This is a genomic window from Methanolobus chelungpuianus (assembly GCF_024500045.1).
GTDB lineage: Archaea > Halobacteriota > Methanosarcinia > Methanosarcinales > Methanosarcinaceae > Methanolobus > Methanolobus chelungpuianus.
On record NZ_JTEO01000002.1, the window covers coordinates 59,278 to 74,896 of the forward strand.

At 50.8% G+C, this 15,619-nt stretch carries 17 protein-coding genes and 1 tRNA gene; 6 read left to right on the forward strand and 12 right to left on the reverse strand.

Translation table 11 applies throughout. The features are described 5' to 3' along the window. Nucleotides 1-8: 8 nt before the first annotated feature. The 7 genes from PV02_RS01150 to PV02_RS01180 all read right to left on the reverse strand — a co-directional run bounded on the left by PV02_RS01150 (nt 9) and on the right by PV02_RS01180 (nt 6,738). Nucleotides 9-296, reverse strand: a complete 288-nt coding sequence (locus PV02_RS01150; RefSeq protein WP_256621526.1) for a hypothetical protein — start codon at nt 294-296, stop codon at nt 9-11. A gap of 119 nt (nt 297-415) precedes the next feature. Further along, entirely contained in the window at nt 416-1,732 is a 1,317-nt protein-coding gene (locus PV02_RS01155) for a prephenate dehydrogenase (protein WP_256621528.1), read from the reverse strand. Beyond that, the gene (locus PV02_RS01160; protein ID WP_256621529.1) at nt 1,729-2,550 is read right to left on the reverse strand and encodes a shikimate dehydrogenase; all 822 of its coding nucleotides are present in this window, start codon (nt 2,548-2,550) and stop codon (nt 1,729-1,731) included. Before PV02_RS01160 ends, PV02_RS01155 begins: the two co-directional genes overlap by 4 nt. Further along, entirely contained in the window at nt 2,547-3,251 is a 705-nt protein-coding gene (aroD, locus tag PV02_RS01165; RefSeq protein ID WP_256621530.1) for a type I 3-dehydroquinate dehydratase, read from the reverse strand. Before aroD ends, PV02_RS01160 begins: the two co-directional genes overlap by 4 nt. 22 nt (nt 3,252-3,273) lie before the next feature. After that, a complete protein-coding gene (locus PV02_RS01170; RefSeq protein WP_256621531.1) occupies nt 3,274-4,416 on the reverse strand; it encodes a 3-dehydroquinate synthase II in 1,143 nt (380 codons plus the stop codon). A 34-nt stretch (nt 4,417-4,450) separates the two neighbouring features. After that, nucleotides 4,451-5,248 carry a 2-amino-3,7-dideoxy-D-threo-hept-6-ulosonate synthase gene (locus PV02_RS01175; protein ID WP_256621533.1) on the reverse strand — a complete coding sequence of 266 codons (798 nt, stop codon included), beginning with the start codon at nt 5,246-5,248 and terminating at the stop codon, nt 4,451-4,453. Nucleotides 5,249-5,370: 122 nt separating this feature from the next. Then, nucleotides 5,371-6,738, reverse strand: coding sequence for a DUF7125 family protein (locus PV02_RS01180; RefSeq protein WP_256621534.1), 1,368 nt, complete (start codon nt 6,736-6,738; stop codon nt 5,371-5,373). A gap of 222 nt (nt 6,739-6,960) precedes the next feature. On the opposite strand from PV02_RS01180, the gene PV02_RS01185 reads away from it, so the two are divergent. After that, complete coding sequence (locus PV02_RS01185) at nt 6,961-7,530, forward strand: GMP synthase subunit A (protein ID WP_256621535.1); 570 nt, start codon at nt 6,961-6,963, stop codon at nt 7,528-7,530. Here PV02_RS01185 and PV02_RS01190 read toward each other — a convergent pair whose 3' ends face one another. The 3 genes from PV02_RS01190 to PV02_RS01200 all read right to left on the reverse strand — a co-directional run bounded on the left by PV02_RS01190 (nt 7,531) and on the right by PV02_RS01200 (nt 9,646). Further along, the gene (locus tag PV02_RS01190) at nt 7,531-8,850 is read right to left on the reverse strand and encodes a signal recognition particle protein Srp54 (protein ID WP_256621536.1); all 1,320 of its coding nucleotides are present in this window, start codon (nt 8,848-8,850) and stop codon (nt 7,531-7,533) included. A 194-nt stretch (nt 8,851-9,044) separates the two neighbouring features. Then, entirely contained in the window at nt 9,045-9,266 is a 222-nt protein-coding gene (locus PV02_RS01195; RefSeq protein WP_256621538.1) for a DUF5654 family protein, read from the reverse strand. A gap of 305 nt (nt 9,267-9,571) precedes the next feature. Beyond that, nucleotides 9,572-9,646, reverse strand: a tRNA-Met gene (locus tag PV02_RS01200). Nucleotides 9,647-9,782: 136 nt separating this feature from the next. Here PV02_RS01200 and PV02_RS01205 point away from each other — a divergent pair. From PV02_RS01205 to PV02_RS01220, 4 genes are all read left to right on the forward strand, one after another. Continuing rightward, nucleotides 9,783-10,481: a phosphoribosyltransferase gene (locus tag PV02_RS01205; protein WP_256621539.1), complete on the forward strand. Its 699-nt coding sequence runs from the start codon at nt 9,783-9,785 to the stop codon at nt 10,479-10,481. A 34-nt stretch (nt 10,482-10,515) separates the two neighbouring features. Next, nucleotides 10,516-11,379: an S-methyl-5'-thioadenosine phosphorylase gene (mtnP, locus tag PV02_RS01210; protein ID WP_256621540.1), complete on the forward strand. Its 864-nt coding sequence runs from the start codon at nt 10,516-10,518 to the stop codon at nt 11,377-11,379. A 69-nt stretch (nt 11,380-11,448) separates the two neighbouring features. Then, nucleotides 11,449-11,922 (forward strand): Zn-ribbon domain-containing protein, encoded by a 474-nt coding sequence (locus PV02_RS01215; RefSeq protein ID WP_256621541.1) that lies wholly within the window; start codon nt 11,449-11,451, stop codon nt 11,920-11,922. Nucleotides 11,923-11,997: 75 nt separating this feature from the next. Further along, entirely contained in the window at nt 11,998-12,789 is a 792-nt protein-coding gene (locus PV02_RS01220; RefSeq protein WP_256621542.1) for a heparan-alpha-glucosaminide N-acetyltransferase, read from the forward strand. Here PV02_RS01220 and PV02_RS01225 read toward each other — a convergent pair. Next, the gene (locus tag PV02_RS01225; RefSeq protein WP_256621544.1) at nt 12,781-13,695 is read right to left on the reverse strand and encodes a pirin family protein; all 915 of its coding nucleotides are present in this window, start codon (nt 13,693-13,695) and stop codon (nt 12,781-12,783) included. The genes PV02_RS01220 and PV02_RS01225 overlap by 9 nt on opposite strands. A gap of 241 nt (nt 13,696-13,936) precedes the next feature. Between PV02_RS01225 and PV02_RS01230 the strand changes: the two genes are divergently transcribed. Further along, entirely contained in the window at nt 13,937-14,251 is a 315-nt protein-coding gene (locus tag PV02_RS01230; protein ID WP_256622122.1) for a DNA alkylation repair protein, read from the forward strand. 24 nt (nt 14,252-14,275) lie between these two features. Here the strand turns inward: PV02_RS01230 and PV02_RS01235 are convergent, their stop codons facing one another. Further along, a complete protein-coding gene (locus PV02_RS01235) occupies nt 14,276-15,475 on the reverse strand; it encodes a glycosyltransferase family 2 protein (RefSeq protein ID WP_256621546.1) in 1,200 nt (399 codons plus the stop codon). Between the last annotated feature and the right edge of the window lie 144 nt (nt 15,476-15,619).

Here is a 15,619-nt window from a genome sequence, read left to right on the forward strand (position 1 = left end):
TGTTCCTTTTACAGGCTCAACCATGCTATGAAAAGGAGCAGGGTTGTAGCCACCATTCTTACCGGTATGGAGAGATCGATACCGAACTGTTCCTTTACCATCCTGGAGATACCAATAGGTGGGGGAGCTATAAGGAGGCCTGCAAGGAAAAGGGAGGCTCCGGTGATGAAATTCCTTTCCACGAGCATCAAGTAGAGCCCCTGGATTCCCAGGTACATACCGAAAAGGGCAGTAAAGAATATGCCTATCTTAAGGAACCTGATATATTTTTGTGGGTTTATGGGTTCTCTGTTCAAATTATCACAGATTTAGTGTAAGCATAAGTGCTTGATAACGTTTTTCCCGGCACATCGTATAAATGTGAGCCATCAGGACTTAAATAGTCTGGAAGTCAGGCAATAGCTCCTATCCTCTCCTATCCTCTGATCCTGCAGCCTATGCCTGTGAGCAGTGCTGTGATTTCATTGTTCACAACCGTGGCATTTGCATCCCCGATTATGCCTATGCGATAGGTTACGCTTGGTCCGGTTTCGCTTTTAGCGCATGTATAAGTATCTATTAACCGGACTGAGATAACGTTCCTGTCAGCAGCTATGATCCCGCGGATGATCTCCGGGTCCGCGCCTTTTGGAATTATGAAGGATATATCTCTCGAATGCTCCCTGAGGTTATCTGCTTTCCATTGCCGGAGCTCTTCCGGGGACAACAGGCGGACATTCTCCAGCTTCAGCGAAACGGGCTTGGTGCCGGTGGAGAGCACCACGCTTCGGGGTGTGACCTTCTTTACAGTCCCCACATGCACAACATCCGAATATATGTGCCTCAGACCCTTCTCCATGCCGATGGAGTTGACAAGTTCGTCAAGCTCTGCTATTTTGGAGTTGATGAGCTTGTCCGAGCGGCGCAGGGCTGCTGAAGTATCGCCGAAATGTACTGCCGCCTCTTTCATTCTGGAAATGAAGCTCTCCACATCCTGCTTCCGCACGATCTCAGACATCTCACTGCATTCCTGCATGAAAGCATCATGGACTTTCAGCACCTCCGGGTTCTCCATCTGGATGAAAGCGTAGAGGTAGGGGTTCTGGCCCAGTATCCTGCCCACGAAATCCACCATGATGTCATATACGGGACTCATGAATCTCCTGGACTCCGGGACACTGAAATCCAGTCTGTTGAAAGTGGTGCCTATGGTTATGTAGGCAAAGTGCGTGAGCCCCTGGACCACGGAAACGAACCTGTCGTGCTCCTGCGGGCTGATCACTTCTATATGAGCCCCGTTATCCTCCAGCAGTGACCTTATCACAGGGTACCATTTCCTGCACCTGTCCTCAACAGGCGTGAGTATCACTATCTGCCCGTGAAGGCCGGGTATTGACGGACCGAACATGGGATGGGTGCCCAGTATCTCCACGTCCGCGGGTGCATATTCTTTCATGGCCTCCGTGGGCCTGACCTTAAGTGATGTCAGGTCCATGAGCAGACTGCCGCTTTTCATCTTCGGCGCGGTTTCCCGGATGACCTGCTCGGTGGTATTGATAGGTACTGTAATGATGACGATATCGCTTTCAGATATCGCCCTGTCAAGATCGGGAACGAACTCCACGCCCATCTTGCGGGCAATTTCGACCTTTCCTCCGCTGCCCCAGACGCTCACATCATAGCCGTTGCTTTTGAAGAAGCGCGTGAACCACTGCCCCATCTCGCCCGTGCCGCCGATGATCAGCACTTTCAAGTCCTGAGTCCCTCCAGCACCGCTCTTTTCATAACATCAGCAGGTGGCCGGACCCCTGTCCAGATCCTGAAAGCCTCAGCTCCCTGGTAGACAAGCATCATGACTCCGGTGACAGTTTTCGCTCCGGCAAGCTTTGCTTCCCTTAGCAGGCGGGTCTCCAGCGGATTGTAGACAATGTCAAACACAGTAAGGTCGGAATGCATGTCTTTCGCAGTGGCGACAGTTCCCCCTATGTCTGGTTTCATTCCCAGGACCGTGCAGTTCACAAGGACATCGCTTTCCCTGATGAGTGACCCGAGGTTCTCAAAGCCGCACCCCCTGGCATTTCCCACGGCTGAGACATCAGCGGCCAGTTCGATTGCCTTCTCCGCTGTCCTGTTGGCTATGGTGACACTGGCTCCATCTTTTGCAAGCTGGAAAGCGATGGCACGGGCTGCGCCTCCCGCCCCGGCTATGAGCACTTCCGAGCCCCGGATATCAACACCTTCCTCCTCCAGGGATAGTTTAGCACCTATGCCATCAGTGTTGTAGCCTTTCATACCGTTCCTGAAGTCTACGGTGTTCACTGCTCCGATAGCCGCCGCCAGAGGATCAGCATCCACAATCTTAAGGGCTTCCTGCTTCAGGGGCACTGTAAGGTTGACGCCTCCGAATCCCATGGCTTTCGCGCCTTCAAGTGCGGCTTTGAGCTCCTCCCTGCTCACCCTGAAGGCATAGTATGTGCATTCCATATCCAAGGCTTCAAATGCCGCATTGTGCATCGCGGGAGAAAGGGAATGACCTACCGGATCCCCAAATACAGCGAAAACCGTTCTCAAAACAGTATCTCCAGGGCTGATTTTAGCTGGTGTATCTGTACCTGTCCGGGTGCCACTGCCTTGCCTATGGAGCCGTATGTAAGGACTGAGCCATAACAGGGCGCAGCTATCCTTGTGTGCCTGCCGATATCTCCCATGGCTATGGTGCAGACAGGCCTGCCTGAATCCAGGGTCACCTGCAGCAGGTTAAGCGCATCCTGCAGGGAGAGCGGCATTACCGCCAGTTTTGCAATATCCGCGCCGAGTTCAAAGGAACATTCAAGGATGGCCTTCATCTCTTTAACTGTAGGCGTAGACTTAAAATCGTGCGAGGAGACTATCAAGGTCTTTCCTGCAGCCCTTATAAGTTTTATAAATGAATCCCTCAAGTCCTCATCTGCTGCAATTTCAATATCGACAGCGTCAATGAACGGAAGAGCCTGCTTCAGCAGTTCTATCCTGGCTTCCTCGCTTCCCTGCCATTTGCCACCATCTGCTTGTAATCTGTTGGTTGCAATACATGGAAGTCCTGTGCCGGACTTTATCCTTTCAATGGTCCTTTTCATCTCGTCCGGGCTGCCGAACTCCAGCATATCAAGGCGGAGTTCCAGCAGGTCGGCACCAAGCCATTTAGCGGCCCTGGCACTTTCCACCGGCTCATCAGATATGACCGCGACGATTCCCGGTCTTTTTCCAAGGTCAAGGCTGCCTATTCCCACCATCGTGACACCTGCTGCTGCCTGCTTATTTCTCGATGATCGTTTCCTCTATCTTCATTCCGAAGTGGCGCCCGATATCCTCGGAGTGTACCAGTATCTCGTCACCGACCTTCAGGTCCGTCACAGCTACTGGTTTCTTGTCTTTTGTCACAAGCTTGATGGTCTCGGCGTTCTGCAGTATGTTCTTGACGATCTTGCCGCCGATATCCGCTTCCACGAGTACCAGGGGTCGTCTCTCGATCTTTACCCTGCCGACGACTCCTGCCCTCTGCCTGCCCTCTGCATCCACGATGGTTATCTCGTCACCTGCCTTCAGTTCGGAAAGGTAGCGGGTCTTCTCGCCAACCTTTACATAGGCATGCACTGCGCCTGCATTCACCCTGAAAGGACGGGATGCCACATAGGGGCTCTCCTCCGATTCCGAATGTACAAGGAACATACCGTTGGCCTGTGAGCCCACAAGCATGCCCTCTCCCCTTACCATCAGGTTACATGTGTCCACGCAGACCCTGTCTCCCATGCCGATCGGCTCGACCCTTGTAACAACAGCTGCTTTGAGCTCCAGCTCCTTCACTCCTGCGCTTTCCACAAGGGCCGCAGTCTTCTTGATCTGGTTCAGGTCCCTCGTATCCAGAAGCACTCCGTCTGTACCATGCTCCATGGTCTCGAAGGCAAGCTTTGCCTGCTCGGAGCTTTTCACACCGGATATCAGCTTCACGTTCTTTTTCTGTAGTCCTGCTATGAGGTTCTCCAGGGGAATGACCTGCCAGTCGGTTCCAATGGTGATCAGGTAATCGCATACGCTGCCAAGTTCCGCGGCGAAGTTCTCATAATCCTTATTGCGGATAATTACATACCCGGCAACCTTTACGCCCTTTTCCTTAAGCCGGATGGCTGATGTGACGTCAAGGGAGCCGCCATAGTCCGGGGGAAGCGGCTTGCTCCCGTCTCCCTCTCCTCCCTTTCCCACTACAACGATATCAGCGCCGGATTTATTGTCGTAGGCAAAGGCCGCAACCCTTACGCTCCCGAGCTCCTTTACCCTGCTGACATCCGCTCCGTTGACAAGAATGAAATCGACACCAGACTCAATTCCTGTTGTGATCACTGTTTTCCTGTCATCCCAGTTCCCTTCATCGGCCTTTATCCAAATCGTCTTATCCTTCATATGAGCACTTCCGGCTATACTGGCTCTATCCCAATCACTTGAGCATTTCCAGTGCCTCTTCTACTGACCTGTTGAAGTGCACTATCTCTGTTATAGCTTTTGTAATTTTTGTGGGGTTCTCGTGCTGGAACACATTCCTCCCGATCGCAACACCCCGTGCCCCTCCGTCCATTGCACCCCTGATCATCTCCAGGAATTCCTGGTCGGTGTTGGTCTTCGGTCCTCCAGCTATCACTACCGGGACGGGGCATCCCCTTACGACATCCCTGAAGGTGTCGGGGTTTCCCGTGTAAAGGGTCTTGACAACGTCTGCGCCAAGCTCCGCACCCACCCTTGCAACATGGGCCACAAGTTCGGCGTCATGGGGGTTCTGTATGTCCTTCCCGCGGGGGTACATCATGGCAAGCAGGGGCATTCCCCAGTAAGTACATTCCTCGGATACCATGCCCAGCTGCTGGAGCTGGTCTGATTCTGTCTCGGAGCCCACGTTGATGTGAATGGATACGGCGTCGGCGCCCATTTTCACAACCTCCTCCACGGAGCATACCTGCACCTTGTTATTCGGGTCCGGCCCCAGGGCTGTTGAAGCGCTGATGTGTACGATAAGTCCCACATCGTGCCCGTATCCCCTGTGCCCGTGTATGACTATTCCCTTCTGCATCAGGACCGCGTCGGCTCCCCCTTCAGCGACCTTGTTTATTGAAGCTGGCACATCTATTAGCCCTTTGATGGGTCCGTTGGATATCCCGTGGTCCATGGGAATGATGACCATGTTCCTGCTGTCCCTGTGCATTATCCTTTCAATCCGTATCTTCTTTCCTATGCCTGTCATTGCTAATGCCTCTTTATCATCAGTTTATGTGGGGCGCACATCCGTGCTAGTGTGTGACATACTAGCACGGTCAACTATTTAAGCTTTTGTGTTATGCCGTTGACAGCTTTAAAAAAGAGCATTCAGTCTTCTTTCCGGAAGCCTGATATCCTTATCCCTTCACCTGTGACCTCGTACTGTATAAGGCGCTTCTCGTGGTCAGTTCCGTGGCTTTTAAGGATATAAAAGGATTTTACTATCTCTCCTCCGTTTTCAAGATGCCTCAGGAGCAGAAGATTATCAACAATGGGAGAGATCGGGGCCGAAGGGGTAAGCGTGTCCCTTCCGGCTGTCCTGTCATTGCTGATGAACATGGAGGTCACATCACTGTTCTTGAAAAGCCTGATCAGGTTCAGGATATGTTCTCTCTTTTTAGTGTTATCGTCAAAGACATCGTCAAAACCTGATATGTCGTCAAGGAGTATTCTTCCTGCCCCCGTTCCCTCGATCATCTGCTTTAGCTGGAGTGCATGCTTGCATGCATTTATCCCGGAAGGAGGAGTATACAGTATACTGACAAGGCCCTTCTCTTCCAGTCCTTTCAGATCCAGGCCGGCATTTGCCGCATATTGCCTCAACTCCTGCGGCGTTTCCTCAAAACTGCTTATTATGCCAGGTTCTCCGTTCATGGCACCATGCACGATGAACTGTAGTCCGAACAGGGTCTTTCCGGTACCCGTATTGCCTTCAATGAGGGTGGAAGACCGTCTGAAAAGTCCTCCTCCCAGAAAGCCGTCAATCTGCCAGATCCCGAATCCCGTTCTCTCTGCGTTCCCGTAACTTTCGGTCACCACATGCTCCAGCCTCGGATACAGCTTCATTCCTGACCCTGATATCTCAAATGAGTGCTCTCCCTCAAGATAGCCGGCGCTGTTGAACTTGACGATCTTGAGGCGGCGGTCATTATACGCTTTACCTATATTCTGGGAGAGATATATGACCCCGTCGGCAATATCACTGATAACGGACCTGCATACCTCGGAGGTTGTCATGGTGCCTGTCAGGTACACAATTGCATTCCATTCCCCCATTGCAGAATTGAGCGAGTACATGAACCTTCTTCTTTCAGCTTCAGGGAAGCCGAATCCTATGGGGGTGACCGGATCGATCATCACCCGGTCAGGTTTCATGCCTGCAACGGCGTTCCCAAGGTCAACCAGCATGGTAAGCGGATCCCTTTCCACGGAGCTGATGCTGTATGTACGGATATTCAGAGAATCATTGTAGAACTCGTATCCTTCCAAGGAATCCCTTACAGCTTTCTCTGATTTCGAAGTAGGGCACACGTAGAGAACCTTCTCCCCTTCAGAGGCTGCATGGCAAAGGCTCTGTAACCCAAGTGTGGTTCTTCCTGATCCCGGGTTCCCGGCGAGAAGCACGGTCGAAGGCCTTGGGATACCTCCCCCCAGTATCTCGTCCAGGCCTGGAATGCCTGTAGGTTTTAATTCCAAAATAAACCCTCTTTGAACAATAAGATAAGTATATAAATACACTTTATGCTTATATCAAATTTCCTCTTCCCGATATAGTTTGTATGTAGATTTACTTAATACTATGTTCTTTTGCAGATGGGATATGAAACTGTCTTATATTGTAAGGTGGTTAGAACAGCAATATATTAGCCTATAATCTTTAAATATCGTTATAAACCATCATAAAATAAGGTCGAACATATGAGAACACTGAAGATTCTTGTGATCAACAACTATGGTCAGTTCTGTCATCTAATTCATCGTGCAGTACGTGACCTTGACATGGATACAGGTATAATTCCCAACACCACTCCGGTTGAAGATATCCTTGACCGGGAACCGGACGGGCTGATCCTGAGCGGGGGTCCGACCATGGAGCGTGCAGGCAAATGTTCGGAATACCTGGAAAGCATCGACATCCCGATACTTGGCATCTGCCTGGGTCACCAGGTGATAGCCAGGACCTTCGGCGGCGAGGTGCGCCAGGGAAGTTCCGGAGGCTACGCTGATGTGGAGATCGAGATCGTGGATGAGGACGATATACTCAAAGGCCTTGGCCCAAGGACGCATGTGTGGGCTTCCCATGCCGATGAGGTAAGCGTGCTGCCTGAGGATTTCATAAGGCTCGCAAGGTCATCCGTCTGTGAGATAGAGGCTATGAAGCATTCAGAGCGGCCTATCTACGGCGTGCAATGGCATCCTGAAGTTGCACACACCGAAAAAGGAGAACAGCTTCTGACTAATTTCTTTAAGGTATGTGAAGAATACTGATCACATACCCATTTTCTTCATCATTTTCTGCATATTGAACTTGCCGCCGCGGAATCCTTTCATGGCGGTTTGCATCATCTTGTGGTACCTCAGGAGTTCCCTGACATCCTCCGCACTGGTCCCTGAACCGATGGCAATTCTCCTTATTCGGGAGCTGCCGATCACCCTGGGGTTGAGCATTTCCTCTTCGGTCATGGAATCCATGAGGATCCTGTAACGCTTGAGTTTATCGCCGGTGACCTGGTAGGCATCATCAGGTATCTTAGCCCCGAGTCCTCCCAGAGGCAGCATCTGCATGATCTGCTTCATTGGCCCGAGCTTGTTGATGCTCTCCAGTTGCTTGTACATGTCCTTGAGGGTGAAGCGGCCCATCATCATGGCCTGCACATCGAGCTCCTCGTCCGCCAGGGTCTCCTCAGCCTTTTCGATAAGGCTCTTGATATCACCCATTCCGAGCAGTCTGGAAATGAACCTGTCAGGTTCGAACTTCTCAAGGTCCTCCGGGGTTTCCCCTACACCGATAAAGGCAATGGAGGAGTTTGTTTCGGATACGGCGGAAAGCGCACCACCTCCTTTTGCAGTACCGTCCAACTTGGAGATGATGACACCGGAGATCCCTATGGACTCATTGAAAGCGCGGGCCTGTTCGCTTGCCTGCTGTCCGATGGCGCCGTCAAGCACCAGCAGCTTGTAGTCCGGCTTTGCAACTGCATGTATGTCCTCCATTTCCTTGATGAGGTCCTTCTCAAGGGAGTGGCGCCCGGCAGTATCAACTATAATGATATCGGATTTCTGGAACTCCTTAAGTCCTCTCTCAACTATGCCCACAGCATCGGGATTGCCCTCCTCGCCGTAGAATGCGACATTCAGCTTGGTACAAAGGGTCCTGAGCTGCTGGTAGGCTCCCGGGCGGAAGGTATCGGCGCATATAACCGCAGGCTTCAGTCCTTTCCTCTGGAAGTAGCGTGCAAGCTTGGAGGTGGTTGTGGTCTTACCGCTACCCTGCAACCCGATCATCATTATCCGCTGGGGCTTGAGCGGGATGTCAGTGCTTTTTCCGATGATATTGATTAGTTCCTGGTAGACTATCCTGATCACATGTTCCCTGGGACTCATGCCCGAGGGAACCTCTTCGTTGAGTGCCCTCTCCTTGATGTGCTTTGACATCTCCATGACCAGTTTGACATTGACGTCTGCCTGGAGAAGGGCTCTCTGGATGTCCTTGACTACCTCGTTCACAGTCCGTTCATCGATACGCCCTGATTTTACCAGTTTCTTGAGGGCATCCTGCAAGGAGCTACCTAATTTATCCATAACCATTGAAGGATCATCCTGTTCAGTTCACTCTATGAGCTAATAAAAGGACAGTTCATATTTAACCCTAGTGGAAATACGGCCCTTTCCGTAAAAGGCGGACCTTTTCAGTATGTCGGCAAATTGTCCGGTCACCGCAAGCTCTGGGGACAAGAAGCCACACCGGACAAAAGAAAAAAGAGAAAGTAATGCTCTTACTCTTATTTTGATTTCTCTGCCATCCTTCCAATCCATATGGTTGCAACAACCGCAAGGATAGTGACAAATATCGCATAAGCCCATATTCCCCAGCTGGCAAGGAAATAGAGCGGTCCCCCTTCCATGAACAGTGACTTTATGGCGTCATTCCATGCAAGGGCTGCTATCAGTCCGAATGCTGCAGTCATGAGTGCAGCTAGTTTATCGACTACTTCTCCTTTCAACGGTAAGTCCTCCTTTTTTTAAAGGCAGGATATAATTGGAACGACACGGATATAAATATTCTGTTTATGTATTAAAAACGTCACTGATATGTCAGAGTATTACCGGTCCTGTGTAAATGCCCTGTTTCTCAGGCTATAAGAACAACAACAGCCGTTATTGCAGCTGATTGCTCGGTGGTTACATGATTGCTTTTTTGAGAATTACTACTGAAGCAATGATGTCACAGTTCTTTGTTGCAAGGATCCGTCTGTTCGATCAGGATAACGACTGGTCGGAGAAAAGATCGTCCTTTGCTGAAACTTAGTAGCGGGGGATGGATTCGAACCATCGGTCTACGGGTTATGAGCCCGTCGGGATCTCCTGGCTACCCCACCCCGCTTCATTTATCGTTTCAGTCAGTGAGGGCACTCCTTAAGAAGAGTATCATTGCAGATAAAGGTTGCGTATGGAATACCGAAAGCGAAAGAATATATGTCATTTCTGTCTAAATATATCAAAATCCGGAGGGAAGAGAAATGGCATTGCCTGACAAGTTTAAATGTGTAGTTACTAACTGGGATTATATTTACGACCTCTGCAGGAACGTTGCAGATCAGGTAAAGGATTCCGGCTATCAGCCTGACATGATAATCGCCCTTGCAAGGGGCGGCTGGTTCGCAGGGCGCGTGCTGTGTGATTTCCTTGGACTGGATGACCTTACCAGCCTGAAGATAGAGCACTACATCGGCACTGCACTTGCAGGCACAGAGCCCCGGATACGCTATCCTCTGGCCCATAATGCCGTTACCGGAAAGAACGTCCTGATAGTTGACGATATAACCGACACCGGTAAAAGCCTCCTGCATTCAAGGGAGTATGTGCTGAAGCAGCAGCCCCGGGAGGTCAGAACAGCGACTCTCCAGTACCTGGACTGTTCGGTCTTCGATCCGGACTACTGCGGGGAGCGCCTCGAGGAATGGGCGTGGGTGGTCTATCCGTGGAACTTCATGGAAGATATGATGGATATCATCTCCAGGCTCATGACCAAGGAAAACCGCTCTGCCTGGGACATTGCCTCTATAAGGCACGGCCTTTACGTATACCACTCACTGGATTCCTTCTCCTTTGAGATAGCACAGCCGGGCAGGCTCCCGGAGATCATGGCAGAGATGACACGCAGAGGAACCGTGAAGCAGCTTATGGAGAATGGTAAGCCTTCCTGGCAGCTGGCGTGAGTAGGAACAGGGGAACACAACAATCGGTGGTAACGTGACTGATAAAGTTGATATTGCGATCATAGGCGGAAGCGGCATCTATGATACGAACATGCTGGACAGGGTAAGGACCGTTGATATGGATACTCCCTTCGGGAAGCCCTCCGATTCGATCACCATAGGGGAACACGGCGACAGGACCGTATGCTTCCTTCCAAGGCATGGCACAGGGCACAGGATATCTCCCTCGGAGATCAATTCAAGGGCAAACATCTTCGCGCTCAAGAAGCTGGGCGTGAGACGCATCATAGCCGCATCTGCAGTAGGCAGCCTGAAGAAAGAACTGGCACCGCTGGATATCGTCATACCGGACCAGATATACGACCGTACCCGTTCAAGACCGTCCACTTTCTTTGAGGACGGGATAGTTGCACACATAGGATTTGCCGATCCTTTCTGTCCCGAAATGTCATCTGCCATCGCCGATATTGCCCGTTCCGGGGGTTACAGCGTAAAGGAGGGCGGAACCTATGTGTGTATGGAAGGCCCGCAGTTCTCAACGCGTGCGGAGTCAAGGGTTTACCAGGCCCTGGGTTTTGATATCATTGGCATGACGGCAATACCCGAGGCCAAGCTGGCACGCGAGGCTGAGATATGCTATTCCATGATAGCTACTGTGACTGATTATGATGTATGGCACGAGGAAGACGTCACCATTGAGCAAGTTATCGGGAATGCCGTGAAGAACGAGGCCGCTGTGAAGGATATAATTGTAGAGGCCATCGAAAAGATAAGCCCGGAGCAGCATTGTATGTGCAGGGATGCCCTTGCAGGTGCCATCACGACAGCCCCTGAGATGATATTCCACGAGACCAGGAGAAGGCTTGATCCTCTTATAGGAAGATATCTTAAAAAATGATATCCTGTGCTGATTTGAGATTATCGCAAGGATTTTAATATACATAGTGCTTATATAAACCGGTGAACCATGCCTCACAAGTGCACGCGATGTGAATCAATATTCGAAGACGGTGCTCCCGTTATACTTAGCGGATGTCCTAGCTGTGGATGGAACAAGTTCCTCTATGTAAAGGATGAAGAGCCGGAGCTATCCGATAAAGAGGAAGCTGGAATTGTTGCAGATGAGGCCGGAGAGACCGGGCACCCCGTAGTGATAGATGAGAGTTCAGCATCCAAGGCAGAAGCTGCTTCCACAGGAAAGATAATCAGGGAGATCGACGAGATCATAGGCCCTGAGAAAAAAGAAAAGCTTCCTTCTGAGGAAGAAGGCGAGCGTGTGGAGTCAGTGCGTATACTGGGTCCGGGTTCCTATGAACTGAACCTTGAATCCCTTCTGGACCGCAAGGAAATAGTGATGGCGATAAAAGAGGATGGCACTTACGCCCTCCACTTACCCTCGGTCTTCAAGAGGGACAAGGATAAGGAAAAGGACTGGAAATAACCGGTCCGGTACTGTATGCCCTGGAAAAGCACCGGAAATACCGCTGCACCAGCGCATTGATCTTAAGGGGTAAGCATGGACGACATTCTCCATAGGAGGTTCTGGGAAGTTGACTTTCTCCGCGGTATGGCTATTGTCCTCATGGTAACTTACCATGTGTTCTTCGACATGAGATTTCTGGACATATCCGAACTGGATCCTAACTCCGGCATCCTGCTGGTGATCGGAAGGAGCGCTTCCATAACTTTCATTTTCCTGGTCGGCCTGTCCCTCACCCTGAGTTATTCCCGGGCAAGGCTATTCTCGGGGGAAACTCCCTCTCTCTTTCCCAAATACGTTAAAAGGGGTGCTGCCATATTCTCATGGGGGCTTGTCATTACCCTGGTCACGGGCATACTGCTTCCCAGAGGCACTATCTTTTTCGGGATACTTCACCTCATAGGCGTTTCCATTATCCTTGCCTATCCTTTCCTTGGCTTCCAGCTGAAGCCCCTTTTCGCAGGGTGGGCATTCCTGTTTGCGGGATTCTTTACGGAAGGTGCATATGTTGGCTTTCCCTGGCTGCTCTGGCTTGGCCTGAAGCCCTACGGCTTTTACAGCTATGATTATTTCCCCGTTATCCCGTGGTTTGGCATGATCCTTCTGGGTGTTTCGGCCGGGAACATCCTGTACCATGGATACAGGAGGCAGTTCGTGTTACCTGACCTTGAGCAGAGCTCCCTGGTAAAAATCTTTGCTTGCCTGGGCAGGAATTCCCTGTTCATCTATCTGGTACATCAGCCGCTTATCATAGGCTTCCTGATACTGGGAGGATTTGCGAATATAGATATTCTGTCTCCCATGTTCCTGACAGGAGCCTCACCCTGAGCTTTCTGTAAAGCGTACGTCTTCTTTCACGAACCTGTTCTCCCTGTATTCCTCGAAAGCCTGCCTCAGTTCCTCCTCCGTGTTCATCACCACAGGCCCTCGCCATGCAACCGGTTCATCCAGGGGCTTTCCTGACAGCAGAAGATACCTTAAGCCTTTGTCTCCTGCTTTAATTTCTGTCCAGTAATCGCTGTCGAATACAATCAGGTTCCCGCTTCCAGCGGACGATCCGCTGGGGTCAAAATAACCTTCCCCTTCCAGGACGTATGCAAGCACTGTATCCGATGGCTGTGTAGGGTGCCTGTAGGAGGCATCAGCCGGTATGGTAACATCCAGGTATTCTATCTCTGTCATGATATCCTTCACAGGACCACGCATGCCATCGACCTCGCCGCATATCACTTTGATTTCAGTGCCGTTCATCGTATGTACCAGGGGTATCTGGTCCTTCTTGATCTCCCTGTATCGGGGAGGCATCATTTTATGCGATGCAGGAAGGTTGGTCCACAGTTGCAGTCCCCACAGTTCTCCATTATCGTTCCCCTTTGGCATCTCCTGATGTATTATACCGCTGCCTGCTGTCATCCACTGTATGTCGCCGGGCCCGATAGTGCCTCTGTTCCCAAGACTGTCACCGTGCTCGATCACTCCGGAGAGCACGTAGGTTATTGTTTCCATGCCGCGATGAGGATGCCAGGGAAATCCCATTCTGTAATCCTCCGGATCCCTGGAGTGGAACTCATCCAGCATCAGGAAAGGATCGACCTCCGCTGCTTTGCTTAAGGTGAAGGCTCTCCTCAGATGCACTCCGGCTCCCTCCGTTATAGGTACGCTCTTGAGCATCTGCCTTACATTGCTGGTATTGCCGCTGATATTGCCGCTCGGATTGTCTCTGTTACTGTCCATAATCTCCCCAAATGAATATCACCCATAAGCCGTATTAACCACTTGTGCTCTCTTATCGGTATAATTAAAACAGCATCTCAGGCCGGCGAACAAATGCGTGAAGATCTGATACCTGATATAAGAGAGGAACTGGCCCTCAACGCAGACGAGAAGACGAAAACCTCATCTACGCGCTTTTTTAAGGTGTGATATTTTCTCTAATCACTCAGTTGCTGCGTTCATCGAAACCTATCCCGGGTACATCGACCGGCTCAAAGAGTGGACCGGCTCCGAGAACCGATGGCTCAGGAGGGCTGCGGCAGTAACACTCGTCCTGCCTGCCAGGAAAGGGAAGTTTTTGGAGGACGTGCTGGAGATCGCTGACAGGCTGCTTGAGGACGAGGATGACCTTGTGCGCAAGGGCTACGGCTGGATGCTCAGGGAGGCAGGCAAGGCTCACAGGCAGGAGATATTCGACTATGTGATGGCCAACAGGAAGCTTATGCCAAGAATCTCGTTGAGATATGCGATCGAGAAGTTTCCGGAAGATATGAGAAAAAAGGCAATGGAAAAGTGATCTATTTTCGGGAGGCAAGCTTTTTCAGGCCGCCTCGCCGAGAACATCTCCCTTTATCTCTTCGAATATGATGGCATTTTCCCTTATCCGGGCTTCAGCCTCGCAGAAGTCCATATCCTTGCACTCATTATAGAACCCTATGAACCTTGTAAGCCACATCACCCTCAGGGCATCCACAAGACGGACATCGTTTGTCTCGGAATATTCCTCGAACATGCGCCATACGATCTCCGACCATCTTTCCGCGTCAAGATACTGCTTTCCTTCAAGGTACGCTCCAAGGTGGTTAAGGATATCCTTGGGCAGCAGCTTTTCATAAATGTCCGAGTACTCTCCGTAGCGTTTGGACACGGTCTCAAGCATCTTTTCCCTGCTCACCGTCACAGGCACAGGCACAGGGCCGTAGTATTCGGACACTCCTGCTATCTCCGTGGACGCAGGCCTGTGGTTCCTTCCATTATAATAAACTGCAAGATCGAACATTGTCTTGACAACCTGGCGAAACATCGGGATAAGGGAGGATTCAGGGTCTACGTATTTGGTAGTGGACTCATGGAGTTTTAGCCCCAGCATGGCTTCCCTTATCCTGCGCTTCTCAGCAGATGCCACCGTGGTGATGAATATATCTATCCCGAAGTCCGAAGGGAACAGGGGGTGGGTGCGCAGTATCTCCATGAGCTTGCTGGATATGCAGAACTCTCCTCCGATGGGCTGTCTGATATCGGCTCCATAGTATGCTCTTGTGAAGGGGTAGGCAAGGTTGTTCGTGATGACCCCGTCAAATTTGTCACGCACATAGAAAGGCACCACAAGATCCGTCCGGCCGTAGAGCACGGGCCTGACCATTTCCTGTATCCACTCGCCCTTGACCGAGAGCAGGTCCCCATCCACAAAAGCAACAGCCTTGGAGTTGAGCCTGTGTGCGATCTCCATTACAGTGCGTATCCCTTCTCCCTTTCCAGGGGCGCCCATTTGCTCTACAACGATCTTTTTCACAGGCGCCAGCTCGAAAAGTCCTGCAAGCTCCGCTGTCCTGTCCGTCGAGAAGCCATCTGACACTACCACAAGCGTATTGTAGGGAGAAAGGTACTGCAATATGCCTTCCCTCACGACGTTCATTACGTGCAGTATCGTAGGCTCGACATTCTTTGTAAGGATTCCCACAACAACATCTATCTCTCCTATGTCCTCCAGCTGTTCCTCTATGCCGCGATTGATTTCCATGTTATCTCCGCATCTTATTTTTACAGGTTTTAGATTTGCATCGACAGTTAGCGTCAAATCAGTTAGTTTTTGAGCGAACTTCTACTTAAATAAACTCTTTTAAAAAAAGGATATGTTTTTTTATTGAGGAAGTAAATGTATCAT